The 21,966-nt window shown below is 42.3% G+C and carries 15 protein-coding genes; 5 read left to right on the forward strand and 10 right to left on the reverse strand.

Annotated elements, in window-relative coordinates; all coding sequences use genetic code 11:
* Positions 1 to 35 precede the first annotated feature (35 nt).
* The 6 genes from mnhG to SWP_RS04170 all read right to left on the reverse strand — a co-directional run bounded on the left by mnhG (position 36) and on the right by SWP_RS04170 (position 6,621).
* On the reverse strand, positions 36 to 377 hold the full coding sequence (gene mnhG / locus SWP_RS04140) for a monovalent cation/H(+) antiporter subunit G (protein ID WP_020911122.1): 342 nt from the start codon (positions 375 to 377) through the stop codon (positions 36 to 38).
* Positions 374 to 670: an MrpF/PhaF family protein gene (locus tag SWP_RS04145; RefSeq protein ID WP_020911123.1), complete on the reverse strand. Its 297-nt coding sequence runs from the start codon at positions 668 to 670 to the stop codon at positions 374 to 376. Before SWP_RS04145 ends, mnhG begins: the two co-directional genes overlap by 4 nt.
* Positions 664 to 1,197 carry a Na+/H+ antiporter subunit E gene (locus tag SWP_RS04150; protein WP_020911124.1) on the reverse strand — a complete coding sequence of 178 codons (534 nt, stop codon included), beginning with the start codon at positions 1,195 to 1,197 and terminating at the stop codon, positions 664 to 666. The genes SWP_RS04145 and SWP_RS04150 overlap by 7 nt, the downstream gene beginning before the upstream one ends.
* Before the next feature lie 81 nt (positions 1,198 to 1,278).
* Positions 1,279 to 1,710: a hypothetical protein gene (locus SWP_RS04155; protein ID WP_020911125.1), complete on the reverse strand. Its 432-nt coding sequence runs from the start codon at positions 1,708 to 1,710 to the stop codon at positions 1,279 to 1,281.
* Positions 1,711 to 3,218: 1,508 nt separating this feature from the next.
* Positions 3,219 to 4,883, reverse strand: coding sequence for a Na+/H+ antiporter NhaC family protein (locus tag SWP_RS04165; protein ID WP_020911127.1), 1,665 nt, complete (start codon positions 4,881 to 4,883; stop codon positions 3,219 to 3,221).
* Positions 4,884 to 5,253: 370 nt separating this feature from the next.
* Entirely contained in the window at positions 5,254 to 6,621 is a 1,368-nt protein-coding gene (locus SWP_RS04170; protein ID WP_020911128.1) for an ADP-ribosylglycohydrolase family protein, read from the reverse strand.
* A 480-nt stretch (positions 6,622 to 7,101) separates the two neighbouring features.
* Here SWP_RS04170 and SWP_RS04175 point away from each other — a divergent pair, with 480 nt between their 5' ends.
* Positions 7,102 to 9,690: an acylase gene (locus SWP_RS04175; RefSeq protein WP_020911129.1), complete on the forward strand. Its 2,589-nt coding sequence runs from the start codon at positions 7,102 to 7,104 to the stop codon at positions 9,688 to 9,690.
* A 675-nt stretch (positions 9,691 to 10,365) separates the two neighbouring features.
* Here the strand turns inward: SWP_RS04175 and SWP_RS04180 are convergent.
* Together SWP_RS04180 and SWP_RS04185 are read right to left on the reverse strand one after the other, a co-directional pair.
* Positions 10,366 to 10,680, reverse strand: a complete 315-nt coding sequence (locus SWP_RS04180) for a hypothetical protein (RefSeq protein WP_020911130.1) — start codon at positions 10,678 to 10,680, stop codon at positions 10,366 to 10,368.
* A gap of 551 nt (positions 10,681 to 11,231) precedes the next feature.
* Positions 11,232 to 12,206: a methylenetetrahydrofolate reductase gene (locus SWP_RS04185; RefSeq protein WP_020911131.1), complete on the reverse strand. Its 975-nt coding sequence runs from the start codon at positions 12,204 to 12,206 to the stop codon at positions 11,232 to 11,234.
* Between the two features lie 461 nt (positions 12,207 to 12,667).
* On the opposite strand from SWP_RS04185, the gene SWP_RS04190 reads away from it, so the two are divergent.
* The 3 genes from SWP_RS04190 (at position 12,668) to SWP_RS04200 (ending at position 17,120) form a co-directional block, all read left to right on the forward strand.
* On the forward strand, positions 12,668 to 13,696 hold the full coding sequence (locus tag SWP_RS04190) for a metal-dependent hydrolase (RefSeq protein WP_020911132.1): 1,029 nt from the start codon (positions 12,668 to 12,670) through the stop codon (positions 13,694 to 13,696).
* A 62-nt stretch (positions 13,697 to 13,758) separates the two neighbouring features.
* Positions 13,759 to 14,424 (forward strand): SDR family oxidoreductase, encoded by a 666-nt coding sequence (locus SWP_RS04195; RefSeq protein WP_020911133.1) that lies wholly within the window; start codon positions 13,759 to 13,761, stop codon positions 14,422 to 14,424.
* A gap of 368 nt (positions 14,425 to 14,792) precedes the next feature.
* Positions 14,793 to 17,120, forward strand: coding sequence for a TonB-dependent receptor domain-containing protein (locus SWP_RS04200; protein WP_020911135.1), 2,328 nt, complete (start codon positions 14,793 to 14,795; stop codon positions 17,118 to 17,120).
* Positions 17,121 to 17,187: 67 nt separating this feature from the next.
* Here SWP_RS04200 and SWP_RS04205 read toward each other — a convergent pair whose 3' ends face one another.
* Complete coding sequence (locus SWP_RS04205; RefSeq protein ID WP_020911136.1) at positions 17,188 to 17,628, reverse strand: dCMP deaminase family protein; 441 nt, start codon at positions 17,626 to 17,628, stop codon at positions 17,188 to 17,190.
* A gap of 521 nt (positions 17,629 to 18,149) precedes the next feature.
* Between SWP_RS04205 and SWP_RS04210 the strand changes: the two genes are divergently transcribed.
* Entirely contained in the window at positions 18,150 to 18,929 is a 780-nt protein-coding gene (locus SWP_RS04210; RefSeq protein ID WP_143711166.1) for a hypothetical protein, read from the forward strand.
* A 201-nt stretch (positions 18,930 to 19,130) separates the two neighbouring features.
* Here the strand turns inward: SWP_RS04210 and SWP_RS22985 are convergent, their stop codons facing one another.
* Positions 19,131 to 21,902 (reverse strand): GEVED domain-containing protein, encoded by a 2,772-nt coding sequence (locus tag SWP_RS22985; RefSeq protein WP_020911139.1) that lies wholly within the window; start codon positions 21,900 to 21,902, stop codon positions 19,131 to 19,133.
* Between the last annotated feature and the right edge of the window lie 64 nt (positions 21,903 to 21,966).

The raw sequence follows: 21,966 nt of genomic DNA on the forward strand, positions 1-21,966 counted from the left end.
AATAATGACAAGAAAGCTTAATAGAACGACATCAACTAAAGTTTCGATGGCTTGTCCCCTCCTTTGTTGCTTGAGTCGTCGATCACGGGCTTTAAGTTGTTGCGCAGTGCAGCTTTGGCCAATGCATGACTTGCTGTAGGGTTGATAAATAGGGTGAACAGTAAAATCATGATCAACTTAAGTAGTACTAGCCCGTCAGGTGTTATTAACATCAGCCCTGTGAGTATCAGCCCCGCCCCTAAGGTGTCAGTAACCCCTACAGCGTGCATGCGAGTATAGAAATCAGGGAAGCGCAAGATTCCAACCCCACCTGATAGACAAAGAAAGCTACCTAGCAGTAGACATAAGCCACTGCCGATCTCGAGTATGAGACTCATTGTTTATCCTCTTTAGTCGGTGCTTGCTGTTGAAGCGAATGCTTGAACTCAACTGAATCAGAGAAGCGAAGTACGCCGATAACACTGATAAAGTTGATCAGGGCGTATACCAGAGCGATATCGAGAAACTCTGGACGCCCCATCAAAAAGCCCAGTATCGAGATCAGTAGCACTGTTTTAGTGCCAAACATATTAAATGCCAGGATCCGATCGTAGAGCGTAGGCCCCACGACACAGCGAATGATCGCTAGGAGCATGACAACAAGAATTGCGATTGTGGCTGCAGTTAACATCGGCTTTCCAATTCAGTGACTCGGCGATCCATTTCGCCAGTTTTTAAGGTATCAATATTGTCCTTGATCAATGCGTGTATGGTCATACGATCACCGACTATGTCGACTGTGACTGTACCCGGCGTCAAGGTGATGGAGTTGGCGTAGATAACCTTGCCGAGATCTGTGCGCTGACTGACATCTATCGTGACAAGGGTTGGGGAGATGCTGCTATTGCCAAGCCAGACATGTTTGACCACCGAGATGTTAGAAATAATGATCTCTTTGGTTAGCCATATCAGGTAGCTAGGCATGTTTACTGAAAGGTGAATAGGTTGAGACTCATGGTCAATCACATCCATTCTATGTGCGATGTAGAGCACCAGCAGGATCGAAGCGGCTCCTAGTGATAACAGTAGTGTGTTGCTGTAATTTGAGTTAACCCACCAAAAGAGGGACAAGCTTAAACAGAGGCTGAGAGTGTGGCTCGGCAGATTCCTCGTCGTTTTATCTAAAGTATTTTTGTCTAAAATTATGTTATTTTTCATGTTTACTTTCTACCGTTACCAATAAGTTCATTGGGGGGGGAGGGCTAATACAAGGCAGCGCAACTAAGCTTTATCTATGACTTACAGACACGAATATTCAGCTTCAAGAGCATTGAAAATTTGCGTGTGTAGCAATTGCATTGATTCGAGCGGATATGACAAATGTCCAACAAGGCGCTTTGCTATGAGCTCAACATTTTTATTTTTAGGTAGGCATAATTGGACAGGTTGTTCCTTCGATGTGCGTTTACCTACCCGGGTTTGATAGGCCCTATCGAAAAATTCTCCTGATGTTTCACGTAAGACGTAATCAGATTTTGGAGCTAATGAACCTGCTAGAAACCCCTGAACGTAGTGAATACAAGAGCTAGCAGGGGTATTCTCTAGTGACATGCAAGAATCAAGTACCACTTGCTCCTCTTCTGCAGGAGTTTTTGAAGCTGAAAATACTGAAAAGGATAAGGTCATTGTCAATGCTAATGTTAAAAGCGCTAATAACAGGCTGTTCTTCATTTTAACTCCTTGTTTATACATTTACTTATTAGAGTGTCAGTAATTTAAAGTGTCATTTATTTATAGTGATTAGCAGTTGTAATATATTATTAAAACTATTCCATAATGTCAGATCTAGACACGCTCTACAATGACTAAATATTCATTTTTACTAATGTTTGGCTGTTTATATTGTAGTGAGCACTAGCTTGTCGAGTCTTGTTTTATAAATATCATTAGTCACTTTTACTCACTATTTATATTTTTATTGTTGTACATAGCCACTTGTTGACCTTGATAGTTAAGAGCAAATCGCTATTTTGTGTAAACTCGGTTATTGTTGAATGACTCATCGGGAATTACGAGGTGTTTAGGTAGGCTGTTGTGTTTACTTGCTTTTTTGCTTGCTATTTACATTTTTCTGATGCTGTTTCTGAAATGGTTAAGTTTCGATTTATGTTAAGTTAAGCTCGTTTGTGGTTATATTTAAGGTTATTTTAAGCTTTGGCGCCGGCTAAAACTGTATATTGGTTAGTAATTTATTTCACTAAGAGGGAATTACTCAATAATGACTAGGTATTACAAGAAGCGTTTTTGATTAACTATATTTAGCTTGCTGTTGTTATATTATTGGCTCCAAACGAAGTTGAACATAATAAGTTTTGTTTTTGTTGATTATGCGGGGAGCTGGTTTTTCTGGTCTTATTTTTTACTTGTTAGCATTCTATCTAATTTCTAAATTTATTATTTTAGGTAGCACTATTGTCGGATTTTTAGGGGTAATTGAAAGGTAAGCCAGAGCAGGCGTACTTAGTTCGTTGGCTTAGCCTAAAAATTTAGTTACTCAGTTCCACTTGTTAGTTACGCTTCAGCGAGAGAGCCTATTTAATCTGGGCTTCTTCATCGGAAAGTAATACCAATTGCATTAAGTATTTGACCATTTCAGAGCCCCTCAGCCTTTTCAATTCAAAGCGCATTGGTAAAGAAATGGTTATTCCCTTTTAAGCCAATGCAAAGCAGAAGTGGAAAGACTGAAGGGCTCACGTAGTGCGGCTGAGGTTAAACAAATTGGCAAACGCTGTATGCTTCGCTATGGGATTTGGATATACGACTAAATGGTCTATTTTGTTCCATACAAAATAAAACATTCCGGCCCTCCTTGGCGGTCAGATTTAGGAGGTACGAGACCAAGGATGGTCGAAGGTAGAATAATGCAGGAGCAATTATCGAGAGCGAAGCAGGATGCCAGAGCCGAGAATAACTATTAGCTCAAATCCCACTGCTTTCCTACAACGTTTTGAATTCCTGCTGAATGGTCAAACTTTTAATGCAATTGGTATAACCGTATCAGTTATAAAGGCAACCAATACAGATATTAATGACATCGTACAAAAGCATTTCGACTCGACTATGGGTTTGCGACGACGGCAGTCATTAGTGATGGGGGCGTTCGACTGATTGTTGTAAAACGAGTATGAAAGCGTAAGAGTAATGAACTCTAATATAAAAAATATGTGTTGGCCGTTAGATCAAATAATATCGAGGGACGATGTTTGCGTCCTTGTTGGTGATGCTTGGCAAGATTGACCAAATTGGTTTAGCCCAAACCATAACAACACTACTGCAACGATAAGCGCGACCCACCATGGTAGTCCAAACCCAGAGGCTATACTTGCCAAAAGTGCAACAGCTCCAACAACTAGTGCATAGGGCATCTGTGTTCTGACGTGATCAATGTGGTTACACTGAGAAGCCATAGATGACAAAATGGTAGTATCTGAGATCGGCGAGCAATGATCTCCCCATACCGCGCCCGCCAATACGCAAGAGATTGAAGAGTATATGATGTGCATATCAGAAGGGTTAACCGTGCCATTGCTGGTAGACACTAAACTCCAGCTGACAGGCACAACCAAGGGCATCAATATTCCCATCGTGCCCCAACTGGTTCCTGTTCCTAGGGAAATCACGCCAGCCAAGATAAAAATAATGGCTGGGAATATAGCGGGGTAGATCCCATCACCAATTACCCCTGTCAGGTAGTGGGCTGTATGCAGTGCTTCGGTAATTTCTGCCAGTGTCCAGCTTAATACCAGTATTACAAGTGCTGAGATCACTCGGCTTAATCCACTTACCCAAGCATTTATAGTGTTTTCTAACGATTGAATGCTCTGGCAGACCGTCATTATAATGGCTGCCATTGAAGCCAGAAAACCACCGAGTAATAAGGCTGTTAATGAATCCGCACTGGCGAGTATTTCTGTAATAGTCTCTCCTTTGCCAGTTAAACAAATACCTAATATAACCGTACAAATTAAGATGAAAATGGGAAGCAGTGCATTTAAGGAACTAGATTGCAGAGGCTGAGTTTCGGTTGCAAATACCTCACTTGTATCTGTTGCATTCTCGCCTGAAACAGCTCTTTTTTCAGCGGCTAACATTGGGCCAAAGTCTTTACCTGTGTATGCGATAAAAACGACAAATAGTAATGTCAAAATGGGGTAAAAACTGTAGGCAATGGAGTTAAGAAAAATAATATAGGGTTCGTTTAAAGCATCAATGCTATTAATAGCATCTCCAATCAGCCCCACTTCATATCCAATCCAAATTGACACTAGCGCAATCGATGCTAAGGGAGCTGCGGTAGCGTCCACTAAATACGCTAGCTTTGCTCGTGATACTTTCATTTTGTCGGTTAATGGGCGCATGGTATTGCCAACAATTAGCGAATTAGCATAGTCATCAAAGAAAATAATAAAGCCCATAAAAACGGTGCTTAGCTGCACACTCCTGCGGTTATCGGCCCATTTTTTTATATGTTCAACCAGACCTATTAAGCCGCCGTTGCTTGAAATCACTCCAACCATTCCGCCAATAAATAACGTAATTAAGATTATTGATATATGACCAGTATCTTGCATGACATTAAGGACATACTTTTGTGGGACGTCGATTAAGCCGATAAAAAGTGAGCTTAAATCTTTGCCTGCAATTACCCATGCGCCAAACCAAATACCTAAAAACAAAGAAATAATAACTTGCCGAAGAATAAAGGCTGCTGCAATTGCAATCGCTGGAGGTAATACTGAAACCACACTTGAGCTTTCTTGAGTAGTGCTAGGAGGAGAAAAGTGAACGATAGTCGCAGAGAAAATAAGAAGCATAATGATTGAAATCCAGCGTTTCATATCCATGTTTGCTTCCCACTTTATCAATCTGTCTCGTTATTGAGGGGGCTAAGCGTGTTAGCCACTGCGCGGCATGTCATCGCAGCCTGTTAAGCATAGCTGCGTATAGTGTCTAATGCTCAGTGTTGATGATTTTGAGTGTAGGTGAGGAAAGTCGTAAGCACAAACAACCCTTAGCATTGATGGCATTTGCTCGAGTTAATTTCGTTGGGCGACAAACTTGATCGCCCAACGCCATTGTTGCTTCTCACTATTTTATCAATCTCTTGATTTAATTTATCTTTATGTGTGGTTTTGTTAGGTGCTGCTTCCACTTTTTTTAATCTTTAGGTGTTGCTTAGGTAAGAGCTGGTTATGCTTCGCCCTAGATGATTTATCATGGTGACAATGGCCTATTTTTAGTGTTCGGAATAATCCATATATTGTTGTCAATGGAGCCATTCATCAATTCAATAACAACATTATCGATAACTTTTAGGCCTGATTTAGCCATATTCTCAAAGGTATCAATGCCGTCATTTGGAAAGTTTTGCCGAGTTCGGTGAATATTAAACTGATAGGCAAACTTTCTATCGAACGCTTTTTCTATCCCTTGCTTGCCTATCATAAAGCCGATGAGTCCGCCCCATGTTGCGGTTGGGTTATCTGAGTCCCAACCAGCTAATGAGCCAATTTTAATCGTCTGTTTTATATCGCCTTCACCATAATGCAAACTGATGATACTGGCAGCAAAGTTAATGCCTGCTGCAAAACAGCCATTACAGTAAAGCTGTTTGGAGGATATATCATAACCATCTTCTTGATTTATTTGGTATCGCTGGTATATCAAATCCCTTGCTTGTTCCCACGGTATGCCTGAGTCATGTAATTGTGTGACGTAATCATACATAGCTGCTGCGTAGGTAGTATCAGGCAATACTTGGCGAGCCTCAGTTGCCATCCAAGATAATTGCTCTTTTATCGGCAAATTTTTATCTGCAGCTGATGCAAGTGAGTGCATAACCACATAAAATTTAGCTATGTACTCGGAATCCTTTCTTGCTGTCGTTTGTATTGGCAGCTCAGCCATTTTCAGTGCTATGTCTGGTCTACCTGGGGCGAATAGCCCAAATATCTCAGTGGTTAGCTGTGCGTCTATCATGTCAAAGTGTTCGTTGTTACTCGGTGCTCCCGTTGCTGGTGGCAACATGCCTTGTGCCATTAAATCAAAGGCGCGTTGGTTTGACACCCATAGGTAATTCTCTTCATCTTTTTTTATATGTTTTAACCAGCCTTCACGGATCTGTTCAGCAGTCAATATGCTGGTGTTATGAGTGACTAATAGGTGCTGGTACATATACTCAATATCAGTATCGTCATCAGATCCCCATACTTCACCAGGCTCTCGGAAAACAAAGTCGATAGTGTCTGATAAGTCGCTAGGAACCCCTTGTCCCCAAATACTTGGCTGGTCAGGTTTTCCCCAATCTTCTCTGGTATAAAAGTCCCCGGTTTTGGTTTCACCTATATCACCAATTTTGTCCATTTCTGTCACCAGACCTGTCCAGTTAGCAATAGATTGCCCTAGCCAAAAACCATAAAGCTTATCTCCATAGCTATCTCTGGAGATCTTCAAGCTCTTAGGCGCGGGAGCAGCCAATTTGCCGGTAGTGTGGGCATCCTTTGTACTTGAAGCAAGCTGGCTTGAGGTTTGACAAGCACTCAAGGGAAGCAGGGTAAAAAGCAAAACGAAGAGCAATTTCATATTTTTCACTCATAAAATGAAAGCGGTTACATTTAGGGTTACTATAGTGGTTAGCTTTGTTAAAAATCAATAAATAAAAGAATATGTGGATGAGTTGGCGGCTGAGTAAAACTTTATTATTTGGTTATCTTCGGGCTCATGCTGCGCTTAAGTTTCAATATGGATAACTGAAAGAGCAAGCAATTCTTCAGAATCAATTATAGATATCAATCATTAATTGCTTACTTAAATCGAATCCAATTTCTGTGTAAATCCGCTTAAAGATGGCTAGCAATATTAAGTGTTAGCAAGTGTTAATCAAATGTATACAAACGTTTAAATGATTGCTTAAATGGCTGCTGTGTCTTTGTCGTATTTGGTGAAAATATTTGGGCGGCTTTATCGTTAAGTTGTTATTTAAAATCAAAAATTAGACATCCGGAATAATAAAAGCATCCAGCAGCTATGACTGACGGATCAACACAATAAAAGGATATTTTAATGCGTCTAAATAAGTTAGTGCTAGCATTGGGAATGGCATCAACCGTTGCTCTAAGCGGTTGTGGTTATGACGAAACAGATAAAAGTGACTCGCTGTTTGTCCCTGACCCCACTGCAGAAGTGGTCCCACCGCTACAAGCTTTTGCCCCAGAAGGTCAGCTTAAAGCGCAAATTCGCCGCACCACTTATGGGGTGCCACATATTAAAGCCGATAACCTTGAAAGCTTAGGTTTTGGCAGTGGCTATGCCCAAGCACAAGACAACCTATGTGTGCTCGCCGATGGTTTTATTAAAGCCAATTCAGAGCGCTCAATGTATTTTGGTCCTCATGCTTCGCTTGATTTTACTACTGGTTTACCGACGACCGAAGACAACGGTAACTTAATTTCTGACTTTGCCTACAAAGCACTAAAAATTCGTCAGAAAGCTGAAACCGAATACCCTAATTTTAGCTATAACTCTCGCGCGTTAATGCAAGGTTTTAGTGCTGGTTATAACCAGTTCTTAGCCGATGTTGAAGCGGGTACCCAAACAGCAGAACCCTTTTGTGCAGGTCAACCTTGGGTTAAACCTATTGATGGCGTAGACGTTGCCAATTACTTATTTTCGATTGCATTACTTCCTGGTGCGGCTAACTTCCTTGATTTAATTTTTTACGCCAACCCAGGAGATGGACAAGAATACTTACCGCGTATCGTTGGCCCTGCGCCAACGCAAGCGCAAACAGCCTTCATTCAAGATGTGAATAGTAAATTTGTCGCTTACCAAAACAGAATAACGACACCAGAAACTAACCCTAGAGATTTGGGTTCAAATGGCTGGGGTTTAGGTAAAGACAAGACGGCAAACGGTAAAGGAATGCTGCTGGGTAATCCACACTTTCCACATACGGGTAACTTACGGTTCTGGCAGTCGCACTTAACGATCCCAGGACATATTGACGTCATGGGTGGCTCATTAGTGGGCATGCCTGCAACAATTAATATTGGCTTTAACAAAGATGTCGCTTGGACGCATACCTTCTCTACAGCTGAGCATTTTGTGCTTTACAATCTAGAACTCGTGAGTGGCGATCGCATGCAGTACCTGTTTGACGGTGAAACCATGCCTATCACCAAAGAGACGGTGCAAATTTTTGTCAACGGCGGTCCAGCAGGCATGCTAGTGGCGGAAAAAGATATCTACACTACGCCAAAAGGCCCAATTGCTGAAGCGCCAGCCACGCAAGCACCATTTGGTTGGGATGATGGCCAAGCTTTTATGTTGCAAGATGCCAATATGGCTAACAAAGATCCTGTCGATCATTGGCTAGCCATGAACCGGGCCAGCAACAAAGCGGAGTTCAAACAAGCCTTTAAAGACTTCGATGGCGTAATTTTTAATAACACCATGTATGCCGATAAAGAGGGGAATACCTTCTACATCGACGACTCAACGGTACCAGGCTTATCTGGCATCGCTATTAGTCTACTAAAATCGAACCCAGATATCATTGCAGCGCGCCAGCAAGCGGGCTTTACCATTTTACCGGGTAATACCAGCATGTTTGCCTTTGATAAACCAATGGCCTATGAGTACGCACCTAAGCTTGAACGTAGTGACTTTGTGCAAAACTCTAATAATTCATTTTGGTCAACCAACCTCGAAGCACCGCTTGAAGGTTACTCCGCTATGTATGGTCCTGAGCGAGGTCAGCAATCACTGCGCACACGTATGGCACTTAAGCTCATGAGTGAAGCGGCAGGCGATGATGGCAAGTTTACGATTGATGAGTTAGAAGCCGCAGTTTTGGGTAATGATGTATACCTAAACAGTTTGGTGCTGAGCGATTTAATCGGCCAGTGTGAAGCGCAAGGCGATAGTCCTGTTATGGTAAGTGCAACGCAGTCGAAAGATATCTCAGCTGCTTGCGCCGCCCTTAAACAGTGGAATGGTAAACAGGACAACGACAGTATTGGCGGGGCACTGGTACGTGAATTTGCTCATCAATTTGATCAAGCAACTATGCTGACTGTGCCATTTGATTATGAAAATGCTGCAACAACGCCAAATACTTTAACCACAGATGGCAGTGCGCTAGTGGCATTAGCCAAAGCGGCACTGAATGTAGAAGCCGCAGGCTTTGATGTTGCAGCCGCAATGGGCACTGTACAGTTTGTTGAAAAGTCTCTGCCAGATGGAACACCTTCTGGGACTAAGTTACCTTGGCCTGGAACGCATAATGCCGAGGGGGGCTTTAACGTATTCTCAACCCGCTTATCGGGCGATGATACCCTAGTGCCACAACACAGTTATGCTGCTGTAATGGACGCTGTAACAGGTGATCCATTAGCATCAGGTTTATCAGAGCAAGGTTATGGGATCCGTTATGGTTCAAGCTGGATGATGGCGGTGAGCTTTACTGACCAAGGCCCAGTGGCTAAAGGCATACTGACATATTCGCAATCGAGCAATATTACGAGCCCACAGTTTAATGACCAAAGTGCGCTATATTCAACCAGCAAGCAGTTCCGTCCACTGTTGTTTACTGAAACTGATATTGCTGCTGCGGTTGAATCAACCCTTGAGCTAAGTTCGCAACAGCAATAAGTGCTTAATACCAATTGCATTAAGTATTTGAGCAGTTCAGAGCCCCTCAGCCTTTTCAATTCAAAGCGCATTGGTAAAGAAATGGTTATTCCCTTTTAAGCCAATGCAAAGCAGAAGTGGAAAGACTGAGGGGCTCACGTAGTGCGGCTGAGGTTAAACAAAATTGGCAAAACGCTGTATGCTTCGCTATGGGATTTGGATATACGACTAAATGGTCTATTTTGTTCCATACAAAATAAGACATTCCGGCCCTCCTTGGCGGTCAGATTTAGGAGGTACGAGACCAAGGATGGTCGAAGGTAGAATAATGCAGGAGCAATTATCGAGAGCGAAGCAGGATGCCAGAGCCGATAATAACTATTAGCTCAAATTCCACTACTTGCCTGCAGCGTTTTGAATTCCCGCTGAATGGTCAAACTTTTAATGTAATTGGTATAAGTTGTTTACTTAGTTTTTTGTTAAAGGGTTATGTTGTCTTTATTTGAATAGGCTTGTTTGAATAAGTCTAGATACAAAAAGGGAACGGTTAAAGCCGTTCCCTTTTTGTATGGATAATTTAAACATCATAAATAAATAGAATAGACTGCCAGCATTAACTCAATGTGTTAATTGCAGCCACAAGAAAGCGTAGCTAGTGCTGCGCTTTAGTTGCAATTTGGCTCGCTTGAGTAATCATTAATTCTTCAGCGAAAGCATCTGTTTGATCTGGGCTTGTTCTGCATCAGTTAGCATAGTCTCGTGGGCGACTTGCATGCTAGTTGGGCAACGGCTTTCATTGTCTAAGGCCTTGTCAAACACCTGGAAGTGGCTACCTGATACAGTCTGGTATTGGCAAACTAACAAATTCTGATCAGTTTTGGATTTGACTAAGTCAGCCGTTACCGCAGTATTGGGTGAGGCATGAACGCCGCCAATTGAGACAAATAAAGTCAGTGCAATAGCCGTTACTGTTTTCACTGCTGTAGCTAACATATTGGTTAAATTTTTCATCTGTCGCCTCTGCTTAATCATCCTAATTCGATAATGAATATAGCTGCAGAATGCTGTACCGTAACTTAACGATTAATTAACTGGTTAAAGAATTGATAAGAGACTGCAATCAGTAATACCAATCAGTATAAGAAGTTGATCTACTCAGAGCGTTTTTGGCACGCTAATTCAAGGCCGGCTAATTCAAAGTGAGTAATGACATAATGGTTATTCCCTTATGAGTTTATTCAACGCAGAAGTAGCAAGCCAAAAACACTCCTAAAGGCGAGTTTTAGCGGCTTTGATGCTGCGTTAATGAATTTGAACGTAGAATAACTATGCTCTTCATTCATTGCTAACCACATGGATGTGGTGAATGTCATTAATGCAGGAGCATATAATGACCTTACCTCAAAGTCGCTAAACTCTCGCTGAGCGATCAAATCTTTATACAGATTGGTATAACACTATGTTCGTGTCCCTTCGGGCAAGCTTAAGATGTGATTGAAATCGGAGAGTATTATGCCCCACGGGTTTATGAACACCGCGGGGCTTTGTCTTTACTGCAGTCGTTATCTGTTCAGCACAAATTGATCAATTTGATTTTGAGCTAAAGCTTGATTCATTGTGCCCTTAAGTAGCTTGTACATTAAAATAGAGGCATCAATTTCAGTTTTTCGATTGGTTAAACTTTCAATATTTAGTCCTAATGGGATATTAAGTGGTAGTACCGCCGCCAAAATCTTCAGTAGGTTACTGTGGTTAACTTTAATTGATTCATACAGAGGATCGTCGGCCGACAAAATACGCTCGCGAGTGGCTTCAGGAACTGATACACCTAACCAGTTGATAAATTCTAAGGTTTTAGCGCTACCACAGGGGGAAAATGTCAGAATTACCCGATTTGGCTTTATATTATTAAGCGCACATTCCTCAGCGTAGCTGGTTAACATATCGATAGTTGCTTGGGCGTTATACACCGCCTGGGTGATGTAGTACTCACAGCCTAAAGTGGACTTACCTAATAGGCGAATATGTTCATTTTTTTTACTTAAATGACGCTCTGCAATTGCCACTCCACCAAGGTAGAACTCTCTAGAGTGCTCGGCTAACACACGGTAAGCGTCATTTAAAGGCAATGAACTTGTTGCTTGAGTCGATGGCGAACCGACTAATACTAAATCTCTTACATTATTTTGATACCAAGCACGAGATAACCATTCATTAAAGCTCTGCTCATCAAGGCCTGCGACGCTCTTATAGGCGATAACAGGCTTGGCGGACTTTTGATTAAGCAGCTGCGCGTAGGTGCCTGAGTCATATGTGGCTTTAAACGGAAAAGGCCTAGGTGTATCAATTCGGCTAGTTTCATCTTGAATATCGTAAATAATTAAACCATCGAAACTTATCTCATCAAGACGGGCTAACAACTTATCTGCAATGGTACTGACCGATTCAAAATCTGTATCAATTTTAGGTGGGGTTGTACCAATAAAGTAGATCCCACGGTGATGATCGGACGAACGCTGTTTCAATGATTTTTTCATGTTTAGCCGTCTAGATGGATATTAGGTTCCATTGTGTCCTAAATCGCGACGATTGTTAAGGCTCAATAAGATAATTTTTTATCATGTTGAAATCAGTATGCCACTTTGGTTATTTGCTTAACTTTGCTAAGCCTCTGGTTTTTTATGGGGGAGCTGCGGCGATGGGCTTTACTCGGTGTTATTGATTTTACCAAGGGGGTGACCATTAGTGGTAATCAATGCCGTGATTAACATCCTTTAACTCCCACTGAATCATGAATCTACAGGTAGAACGGCGATAAATACCTTGTTTTGCTATGGCAAGTTTTAGGCTTAAAAGTTAATTAATTGCAGTTGAGGGCTCTACAAGAAATGTTTTGAGTCAATATCACGGTTGTTAATCAAAGTATTATAAGGTTAGTCTGTAGCGCACTCATTGTTGGTGGCTTGACCGCTAACTGAACTAACTTCAGAGAGGTTTTGTGGACTCGATTACTCAAGCGGCTTTAGGCGCAACAGTTGCAGGTGCAATTGCAGGCAGGCGTTGTAATGCCAAGGTGTTATTAGCAGGTGCTTTGCTCGGCACTTTGCCTGACTTGGATGTCTTTATCGATTATGGCGATGATATCAGCAATACGGTAAAGCACCGTGGCTTTAGTCACTCAATATTGATCTTACTGCCGTTTTCCTTACTTGTTACTGGCCTGTTCCAACGCTTTAAACCTCTCCCTGACTGGTCCTTTTCTCGATTGTGGTTGCTGGTCCTTCTTTGTTTAGTCACGCATCCTTTGTTGGATACCTTTACCAGTTACGGCACTCAGTTATTATGGCCGCTCCACGGCTACTACTCTTTATCGAGTGTCTTTATTATTGACCCGCTCTATACCTTGCCTTTACTTATCGCAATAGCCATTGGGTGGGCTCGCAAAGCGTCACTCAGTCGTTATTGTTTGATAGCGCTTGTGGCTTCCAGCGCTTATTTAAGTTGGAGTTTAATCGCTAAGCAGATAGTAGAAGAAAGAGCATATGCAAGTCTCAAGCTGCGTGGATTCAGTACCGAAAAGGTGTTTATTGCGCCCACACCGTTTAACACCTTGCTTTGGCGTGTTGTTGCATTAGATGGAGAGCATTATTGGGAAGGCTTAGCATCGGTGCTCGATAGTCATCCTGATATTGAATTTATCTCTCAATCTCGCGGCGAATGGCCGTTAGTCACTCAGCCTGAGCAGCTGGTGGCATTGCGCGATTTCACCGGTGATTTTGTCCGTTATGAGCAACTAAATAAGCAATTGATTGTGACTGATCTACGCTTAGGCATGTTTGGCAATCTGGCTTTTAAATTTCAATTTGGCAGTCAAGATGACAGCGGTGAATGGAGACTCCAAGTGCCAGAACGTTTACCGCAACCCAGTATTCAAGGTGAATTAAAGTTATTACGTGATAGGGCGTTGGGCGATCAAACGATCAATGCTAGCCTCGGCCTGTGTACCTTACCGTGCGCGAATATGTAATGCTCATTAGTGTTAATTTCGCGGTGTTTTCCGTTTAGTGATTTCTCAAATTTGGAGTAGATATGTCTCAAGCAGTCGTTATTACAGGTGCTAATCGTGGTATTGGTTTGGCGCTAGCCACTCTTTATTGTGCTCAAGGTCAAAATGTTTTCGCTTTATGTCGCCACTCATCTGCTGAGTTAGCTGCATTAAACGTTAACGTAGTGACCGATATTGATGTGGCGACGGACGCGGGGATTGCTAACATGAAGCAAGCTTTAGCGAATACCAGCATCGATCTATTGATCTGCAATGCTGGTATATTGCGCGATGAGAGCTTAACTAATCTCAACCTTGATACTATTCGTGCTCAGTTTGAAGTTAATGCAGTGGCGCCATTACGAGTCGTTGCAGCGTTAAAAAACCAACTGTCTAGTGGTGCAAAAGTGGCGATGATCACCTCTAGAATGGGCTCGATTGAAGATAACACTTCTGGAGGACGTTACGGTTACCGTATGTCGAAAGCTGCACTCAATGCCGCTTCTATGTCATTAAGTCATGACTTAGCTGCCCAAGAGGTTACGGTTGGCATCTATCATCCGGGTTATGTGCAAACTGATATGGTCAATCATGGTGGAGATATCTCTGCTAATGAATCCGCTAGCCGCATTGTCGGTTTAATCGAGCAGCTTGATATGAGCCAATCTGGTGTCTTTAGGCACTCAAACGGTCAAGTATTGCCATGGTAAGCGCAAATTAAAAAACAGAGAGTAATTATACCAATCAGTATAAAGATTTGATCGCTCAGCGAGAGTAGATCAACTTCTTATACTGATTGGTATTAGAGGCAGGGTTGTTTGTTATTTCGAAACAGCTGACTCTGTCTTCAGATTTTAGTGTCAATACTATTTTATGGTGATTGAACGGCAATGGCGTCGACCACGATAGCCGCTTTGCATACTTGAACTTTGTATGCTTGATGTGAATTTTAGAGCATTAGTCAGATGTTTTTATAACATTAGATCTTCATATGTAAATTGTAAGTGATAATCATTATCATTCAGTTGTTTTTTCTTTATACTCGCCGCCATCTTTTCTTATCTATGAGAATACTCTGGTGTTATCACGTTCTATTAAGCTGTTTTCATTATCTTTTCTTGCTCTATCGATTCAGTCACATGTTTATGCACAAACCGAAGTTTCGGCAATGGACTCAACCTCTAACACACAAACAGCCAAAATTGATGCGACAAACAAGGTACTCGGCGCACCTAAAGTTGCAGCGATGGAGGTTATTGAAGTCACTGGAAGAGCTTATCGACGAGGGTTAAAACTGGCGCCACCGGGCACAGCGGTTATGACCATGAAAGAGGTCGAGGAGCAGCAATCAACGCAGTTTGCAGAGCTGGTTGACCAACTCCCCGGTGTCAATATTGATGGCGGGACGCGTGTGGGCGGGGAGCGCATTAATGTGTGGGGTTTTGGTGATGAAGAAGACCTTAATCTGTACTTAGACAATGCTCCTCTAGGTTTTGAGCAATATCGTTATGGTTCGTTTTTTGTTGATCCTGACTTGATCAAACAGGTTCAGGTGATAAAAGGTGCGCATGATGTTCGCTCTGGTAATGGTGGTTTTGGTGGTTCCATGTATGTTACTAGCAAAAGCGCTGAAGACTTTTTAGATGCTGGAGAGCATTTTGGCGCTCGTCTTAAAGGGGGCTACAGCGACAACAATGACGAGAAACGCAGCTTAATCAGTGTATATGGGCAATTTAATCGTCACCTATCTGCCATTGTGAATTACACCTATCGAGATGCAAATGATACAACGCTGGGCAATGGTATTTGGGGAGACAATGTCGCTGAAGAGGGGCAGCCTCCTGAACTTGATACTGGTGATGAAGCTAAACTGCGCTACTCTGGCTACCGTCAAAACAGCTTATTAGCAAAAATTGACTTCGACTATGGCGACCATTTGATGTCACTGTCGATGACTGATTATAAAGATGAAGGACAAAAACCTTGGGCAAACCGCCGTGGTCAAATGCCCACGATTAGTGATTACAACATTAAAAAGTACGGGGACTATGAAACTGCGCTGTTTGCAACGACGGCTCATAATACCTATAAAGACACCAACTACTCATTAAATTACCGCTATACACCAAATAATGACTGGATAGATACTCAGCTAGTCGTGTCAACCAGTGATAACCAGCGACATTGGGTACGCCCTGATATCGCATGGGAAAAAATGTACGTCTCTGTGGGCAATTTTGGTCATGAATCTTGGCTTGATTACAAACGTTCATTTGTTGATATTAATAATACCAGTTGGTTTGGCGATAATAGTCTGCTGTTAGGACTTCAATACCTAAGTTCAGACCGCGACTCATTGGTGTACAACAAAACTTATGAAAAGAAAGAAGCCAAGAATTTTGGGTTGTATACGCCTTATTATCAACCCAGTGGCAAGCAGCAAACGTCTAGTGCTTATGCCGAGTTTAATTACCGGATTAATGATCAGCTTGCAGTAAAACCTTCAATTAGATATGACTACATCCGCAGTGAAGGCAAGGGCAACTTGGCCGCAGATTATAACGATCTCTCAGCGGGTCATGATTATAGCGCAGTGTCACACTCTGGCGTTTCCCCCCGCTTAGGAGTCCACTATGAGTTGAGTCAACAGACGCAGTTTTATTTTGACTACGCCTATACGTTACAAGCTCCGGTTATCGACGATATCTACACTGTACAATACGCTAAAGCGAGCAAGGCTATCACCTCAAGCCGTGATCTTGAGGCTGAACGATTACATGCTTATAAACTGGGGCTTACGCAGTTAAATAGTGGCTTATTGGCGGATAACGACACCTTGTCTACCCAGCTTACCCTCTATTACCACAAAGGTGAAAATGATGTCGCGAAACGCTCTGGTGTAAACTCAGTAGAGCAAGCACAAGGTTATAATACTAACCTTGAGGGTTATTATAATCAGGGGGCTGATTTAGTCGTTAACTACCGGTATCAAAACCTGTTTGCTGATTTGGATGCCTCCTACATAACGGGTAAACATGATGGTAGCTTGAAAGACTCAACTGGCGAAGATGAATATCTAGCAGATCTCGCCCCAACGAATATCGGTTTAAAACTTGGCTATTACCTAACAAACGACTTAATGTTTGCTTGGCGGGGTAAGTGGTATGACAGTAAATCGGAAGATGAAATGCCGACTGAAAGTAGCTTCAGAACGGATCAACCGACAGATGCTTATTTTGTACAGGATCTCTATATTGCCTTTAGCGGAGAGTCTGGTGCGTTAGATAATTGGGAAGCCTACTTAACGGTAAAAAACATAACCAACCAGTACTATAAGCCTTATATGGGCGATGGTGTGGCGGCGGCAGGTCGTGACATAAGAGTGAGTGTTGCTTACACGTTTTAATTGCTAATGAGTAAAAAAGGCCACAGATGTGGCCTTTTTTATCTCTAAGTCAATAATGTCATTTTACTTATTCTTTATCTACCTGCATCCAGTCAACGGTTACGCCAGCTTGGTCAAACATATCTTGGCTTATCTTAATCTTTTCACCCCAGCGAGACAGGAAGTCTTGGCTTGGTTGAGGACTGTGCACAGTGCTTAATCCTGTTTGGATGATCTTGGCTGCGCAGTTAGGGCAGGGGAAGTGGGTCACCCAGATCTCACAACCACTAAGATCGCGTTTGGCATAGAGTATGGCGTTCTCTTCTGCATGCAGCGTTTTGAGCAGTTTCATCTCGCGGTTGTCGGTTTCGGCGCTATCGGAAACCCCATGTGGGTAACCATTAAAACCTAAAGACACAATGCGGTTATTCTCAGTGATCACTGCGCCCACTTGAGTAGAGGGATCCTTACTCCAAGATGCAACGAGTTCGGCCATTTGTAAAAATCGTGTCGCCCATTTTGTCATCATCTATCAAGCACTCCTATATCTATACTACTGAATAAACTACTCAATCTACTTGCTATTCTCTATGGTGAACAATGATAAAGCAACCTAAAGCCAAGCTACTTTAGTTAATCAATGTATATCGAGTGAACACTCACGTTGGGCTAGGGCTTGTTAGTGTTACTGAAGGAGTCGTTTGGATGTTAGATAAATAGTTATCTACCGATTGTGCTGGTAGAGAATAGATCAAGCGCTATCTCTATCCAGCTAAGTACTCTTCTCGGCCCTATTAAGCCTTTAAGGTTGTGACCTGCTTCACAAAAGAAAGGCTTGTACATTGCTGTGTGTTGAACTGGCATGAGGGCTGGTTTTATACTCCGCGAAATTATCGAAATCTTAATTTTACCTTAATATTTAATCGATAAATTTAGTAAGGGATTCAGGATGAACCCTCGTTATCAGTCGTTAAGATTATGAGTGTGAGCTTGTCCAACAATCTGATTTTTAGAAAAAAAATAACACAGTCTGTATGTGACTCTGTTCTCATGCAATATCACATTGTAGATCCCAATAAGCCGCTTATTATTACGTTTGAAGCTATGAGTAGTGGCATAAGTACTGATAAGTTTGAACAGTGGAATGACACCATTGCTACATTTGGTTTTATAGAGAAACTAGGCTACAACGTTATCTCTTTTATCCATAAAGAGAACACTTATTATCGCTCGGAAGAGTTTGTTAATTTCATCAAAGAGCTAGCCGAATCACTGGATATATTTAGCACCAAAATCGGTTATGGCATTAGTCTTGGAGGGTTTGCCTCTGCCCTTTTTGCTAATGGTTTAAAGCTAGATACTTGTTTGCTACTAATGCCACAAAGTACGTTTAGCAACAAAATAGCGCCGTGGGAGCCAAAAAGTCGTTCATCATCTAAGCATGAAGAGTGGAATAATGGCTTCTATAATGATGCAACGACTTGCTGTTGCCCTGTGACGATAATATATGACCCCTTGTATCCAGTGGATGTGAGCCATGTAAAACGTTTTTCTTGCGATATCACTCATGTTTATCTATACGGGGTCGGTCATCGAATACCTCGTGCGTTAAATCACATGGGGATCCTTTCAACGGTAATCCGTTGTTTTTTATTAACAGGCAAAGTCCCGAATGATTACTACAAACTTATTCGCAGACGAAGATATCTTAAATATTATCTAAAACATCTGATGAAGAACCCAACCGGTAAACTCAGTTTGAAAAGACGGTGGGTGTTTATGCAGTTGTATCTGAAGTTATCAATTTCTAAGACATTTTTAGCGACTTAATGTTTTTGTTATTTTTATTATGAGGATTAGTACCCATCAGTATAAGAAGTTGATCTACTTAGAGTGTTTTTGACGATTAATCTTTATGCTGATTGGTATAAGCCCGAAAAAAGAGCCTAAATTGAATAGTTAGGCTCTTTACAGTACTAACAAGTGTTAACAGCAACCTTTTGGTTGGTGATTAACTTCTCTGTTTGATGACTATTTTAGTTTTACCACTTCGACATCAATCCAAGCGCTAGCAGTGTTCTCTGTACCACCTTTAGCTGTAGGAGTAATTTTGAAAGCTCCTGAAGGATCAGTAAAGCTCTTACCAATTACCAATGGCGCATCAGTTTCATCTTCTTGATTCCAGTTGGCGTTGCTCTTAGAGTTTGGTGTCATGTCTAGTAATTTAGATATGTGCTTCCACCAAGAGCCTGGATCTGTTTCCTCTTTAAACCCTTGAACATTGACTAGAACACCGTTTCTTAATAGTGGTGTACGAGTTTGAAGATTAGCAGGAGTGCCTTCCTCACCGTGGGCCGAGGTTCTATATTCAACCCAGTAAGTCAGTGCATCGTCTGCCGACTTTAGACGAATACCGATAATGCCTGGTGTGTTGGTGCCAGAGGCTGAACCGTGGTCAAAAGCATAGATACGGTAAGTGCCCGATGAGGTCACTACTGGTACTTGTGTATCGTTAATCCAATCTTTGAAGAAGCTCTTATACATTAAGTTCATCTCTTCAAAGTCATGGCCACCCATACCCATTAGATCGAATACATTGCCGTAGTCACGAACGGTAGCGGAGTCTGAAATTACAGCATTTCCTGCTTCTACTGAACGTGCATGGTGTAAACCAAATGCATGACCCATTTCGTGAGCAATGGTACTGCCTGCATGGGTATAAAGCTCAAGTAATGGTGGGCTTGCTTGTGAGTTAATTGAAGTTGCATCAGTAGGGCCAATTTTCGGCGCGGTGATCATGATTAGCGTTGCTTCATCTGGGAAATCTGGTTCTATGCCTGCAGCTTCAATAGCTGAGCGGTAATAAGGTTTCCAAGAGTTCTTATCATTATCGTATTGCGACTTAGGCGCAGGTACCGTATTGAGCGGCTTAATTTCCCAAGTGACATTAAAGTTTCCGTATGATTGCTCAGTGAAGTAAGCTTTAACCTTTTCCATTTCCTCATTAATTTTAGCGGTAGTAAATTCTAATGGAGTATCTTGGAACTCAAATGGGAAGATAATAAGATTAACACTATTATGTCCCCAGCTATCGTTGCCGTCACCCGTATCTGGAGCGCCAACTGTTTCGCGGCAAGACGTTTTGTTGAAATCAACAACCACACTTGCGCCTTTAAATAGACCTGCTAGCTCAACATAGTTCCAGCCACTTTGCACTGTATCTGGGTTATTAATGATGACACACTCTGTATTGCCAACATGTTTAGAGACTATGCTGTCGTCACCCGCTACCGGCTGATCCGTTGCTTTGCCCCTTAATGTTAAGTTACCTAAACCATGCTTAGTGGTAATCGCTAGGCTGGTAATTTCAGGCTTTTGCCATAAAGAGATCCCAAATGTATGTCTATAGTTGGTTGCTGCCACACATACTGGTACACCATCGGTGAGCTGTGTTGCTGTTGTTGGCTCTTCTGTGGCACAAACATCAGGTAAACTTCCTACAGGTGTAGGGTCTGGATCAGGATCTACAACTGTACCGTCAAACGATACTGTATAATCCTCAAACTCGCCTGAACTGACGTTGGTACAAGGCGCAGTAAGTGCCTGGTTATACTTCATTCCAACACGCATGCGGGTAGTACCGGTAGTGCCTTGTGGTACGTTGATTGTACCATTTACAGCTGCATTACCACTGAGGTTAGACACGACTTGCTCGCCGGCATCTAAGAAGTCTCCGTCTTTGTTAAAATCAATCCATACTCCCCAATGTTCGGTGTAAGCATTACCGCTAAAACCTGGAGTTAATGTGATTGTATTTGCGCCTGCTGATAACTTGGCCGTTTGCGAAGTGTAATCGGTGTAATTACCTTGTGCAGAGGTGTTATTAAGGCCACCCACTTTAACACCTGCAATCCACTCATAACTGCCGCCACCCGTAACGCTACAGTATCCTGCTGGAGGTGTGGTTGAGCCGCCAGTGATATTTGCTGTTGTCGTCGAAATACCTGTTGCGCCGCCATTATCTGTCACCGTTAGCGATACAGTGTAGGTGCCAGCTGTATTATAAGTATGGTTTGGGTTCGCTGAGGTGCTAGTCGTGCCATCACCAAAGTCCCATAGCCAAGATGAGATAGTTCCGTCACTGTCCGAAGAGGCATTGCTGCTAAAGGCTACTGAAGCACCAATATCCGCAGAGTATGGACCATTAGTTACGGCAGTAGGGGAAATATTTGAACCGCCATCACCGATAGAAACGGTGTAATCTTCAACTTCGCCAGAGGCAAAGTTTTCACAGGCGTTCGCCACAGCTTGATTATATTTCATCGATACACGCATGCGCGTAGTACCAGAGACGTTTGCAGGCACGTTAATCGAGCCTGTTACAGCGCCTTTACCGCTGCCAGTCATGACTTTCTCGCCGCTATCAATAAAATCGCCATCATTATTGAAATCAATATAAACAGCAAAGTGCTCTGTGTAGGCGTTGCCAACGAAACCGGGTGTGAGTGTAATGGCATTGCTGCCTTGTACTAAGTTGGCGGTCAGCCCTGAGAAATCTGTGTAAGCTGCTGTGCCGCTTGACGCGTTGTCTAGATCGGCAATATTTACGTTGGCAATGTATTCATATTTACCACCACCAGAGCTAGCACAATAGCTTGCCGCTGCTGACAAGCCTAATATACCTACATCATTTTTTATTGGTGGAGGTGGGCCATCGGTGATTGTAGCCTGCGCGGTAGGGCTTATTAATGACAGTGTGGTAAAACACGCTGCAAGCATTAATGAGCTATTTTTATAGTTCATTTTAAATAGTCCTTATACATGTAAGATTAACTTCCTAATTTGTATTGGTTTTTATAGTTTTTAT

Origin of the sequence: Shewanella piezotolerans WP3 (genome assembly GCF_000014885.1) — a bacterium.
GTDB lineage: Bacteria > Pseudomonadota > Gammaproteobacteria > Enterobacterales > Shewanellaceae > Shewanella > Shewanella piezotolerans.

Excerpts from the sequence above, each read along its gene's own strand:
- SWP_RS04145 (WP_020911123.1), bottom strand. The coding sequence starts at position 670 with ATGTTAACTGCAGCCACAATCGCAATTCTTGTTGTCATGCTCCTAGCG.
- SWP_RS04185 (WP_020911131.1), bottom strand. The coding sequence starts at position 12,206 with ATGAAAAAATCATTGAAACAGCGTTCGTCCGATCATCACCGTGGGATC.
- SWP_RS04195 (WP_020911133.1), top strand. The coding sequence starts at position 13,759 with ATGTCTCAAGCAGTCGTTATTACAGGTGCTAATCGTGGTATTGGTTTG.
- SWP_RS04170 (WP_020911128.1), bottom strand. The coding sequence starts at position 6,621 with ATGAAATTGCTCTTCGTTTTGCTTTTTACCCTGCTTCCCTTGAGTGCT.
- SWP_RS04155 (WP_020911125.1), bottom strand. The coding sequence starts at position 1,710 with ATGAAGAACAGCCTGTTATTAGCGCTTTTAACATTAGCATTGACAATG.
- mnhG (WP_020911122.1), bottom strand. The coding sequence starts at position 377 with ATGAGTCTCATACTCGAGATCGGCAGTGGCTTATGTCTACTGCTAGGT.
- SWP_RS22985 (WP_020911139.1), bottom strand. The coding sequence starts at position 21,902 with ATGAACTATAAAAATAGCTCATTAATGCTTGCAGCGTGTTTTACCACA.
- SWP_RS04210 (WP_143711166.1), top strand. The coding sequence starts at position 18,150 with ATGCAATATCACATTGTAGATCCCAATAAGCCGCTTATTATTACGTTT.
- SWP_RS04150 (WP_020911124.1), bottom strand. The coding sequence starts at position 1,197 with ATGAAAAATAACATAATTTTAGACAAAAATACTTTAGATAAAACGACG.
- SWP_RS04205 (WP_020911136.1), bottom strand. The coding sequence starts at position 17,628 with ATGATGACAAAATGGGCGACACGATTTTTACAAATGGCCGAACTCGTT.
- SWP_RS04165 (WP_020911127.1), bottom strand. The coding sequence starts at position 4,883 with ATGGATATGAAACGCTGGATTTCAATCATTATGCTTCTTATTTTCTCT.
- SWP_RS04180 (WP_020911130.1), bottom strand. The coding sequence starts at position 10,680 with ATGAAAAATTTAACCAATATGTTAGCTACAGCAGTGAAAACAGTAACG.
- SWP_RS04175 (WP_020911129.1), top strand. The coding sequence starts at position 7,102 with ATGCGTCTAAATAAGTTAGTGCTAGCATTGGGAATGGCATCAACCGTT.